Below are 1,351 nucleotides of genomic sequence, written 5' to 3'. Positions count from 1 at the left end.
GGCGAACATGGAGCCGACGCAGGCGCTGAAGAAAACGGCGTCCGCCTCGCGGTGGCCGCCGCGTTCGCTCTCCTGGTCGGTGAGGCGTCGCCGGGCCGGGCCGCCGCGGGGCGGACGCCGTTTTCTTCAGCGCCTGCGTCGGCTCCATGTTCGCCACCACCACACGCGAGGCCGGCGCGAGCCGGGCCTTCGTGGAGCTCAGCCGGCTCGCCGGTGTGCGCCTCGCCCTGCCCCCCGGGCTGGACAGCCTGTGCTGCGGCACACCATGGTCGTCCAAGGGACTTCGCTCAGGCCACGACACGATGAGGCAGCGGGTACTTCCCGCGCTGTGGGAGGCCAGCCGACATGGCGAGCTTCCCGTCGTGTGCGACGCCTCGTCGTGCACCGAAGGACTCAGGTCCAGCCTCGCGGCAGCCGCGGAGGGCGGCCCCTACGACGGATTGCGCGTCATCGACGCGGTCGAGTTCGTGTCGCAGCACGTGCTCGAGCGGATCGAGGTCAAACGACGGCTGCCTTCCCTCGCCCTCCACCCCACGTGCTCCTCCACCAGACTCGATCTCGACGGTGCGCTCCGCTCCCTGGCCGGCGCGGTAGCGGATGAGGTGGTCGTGCCGCAGGCCTGGGGGTGCTGCGCATTCGCCGGCGACCGGGGCCTGCTGCATCCCGAGCTCACCGCCTCGGCGACAAGGGCCGAGTCCGCCGAGCTGGCAGGGCGCACCTACGCCGCCTACGCGTCGTGCAACCGCACCTGTGAGATCGGCATGACCCGCGCCACCGGTCACGAGTACCAAAACATCCTCGAACTCCTCTGGGAAGCCGTGCGCTGACCCGCTCGCCCGGACTGGGACGACGAGCTCGGGTGCTGGATGGTCTCACGCGGGCACTTCACCGCACTGGCCGAGGGACTGCTGCGACGCTATCCGCGTGTGGCACTGGCGCGCGAATTCAACCGTGAGGAAGTGTGCACTGCGTCGTGCAAGAACGCGTCGGGTCCGTATTGCACATGCTCCTGCCAGGCCCGCAACCACGGTGGCGGTGAGTGGATGGCCGGATGGCGCACCACATCTGGACCCGCCCGTGACGTCGGTGGGTTTTGGTGGACGTGGCTCCTTGCCGAGAAGGCGGCGTCGCGGCCCGCTGTGGAGGGGCAGACCGAACCAAAGCGGCGAGTGCAGGGTCACGCACAGGGAACGGTTGCCCCTAACCCGGCTGGTGGTGACTCGCGTGAAAGTGTCTCAGGCGGTTCGCGTGAAAGTGTCCAGCTGGAATGTGCTGTGACCCGCGATGATGCGGGGTCCGTGCTTTGAGGAGAGTGGACATCTAGGCACGAAATCGCAGGACAGTTTGACGC

At 68.7% G+C, this 1,351-nt stretch carries 1 protein-coding gene; it reads left to right on the top strand.

What is annotated here, in order from left to right; all coding sequences use genetic code 11:
- The first annotated feature begins 146 nt into the window (after window positions 1-146).
- Window positions 147-827: a (Fe-S)-binding protein gene (locus tag AB0I77_RS53590; protein ID WP_363290334.1), complete on the top strand. Its 681-nt coding sequence runs from the start codon at window positions 147-149 to the stop codon at window positions 825-827.
- Window positions 828-1,351 lie beyond the last annotated feature (524 nt).

The sequence above is a fragment of the Streptomyces sp. NPDC050619 genome (assembly GCF_040654815.1).
Lineage (GTDB): Bacteria > Actinomycetota > Actinomycetes > Streptomycetales > Streptomycetaceae > Streptomyces.
This window is presented reverse-complemented; position numbering and strand designations above follow the sequence as displayed.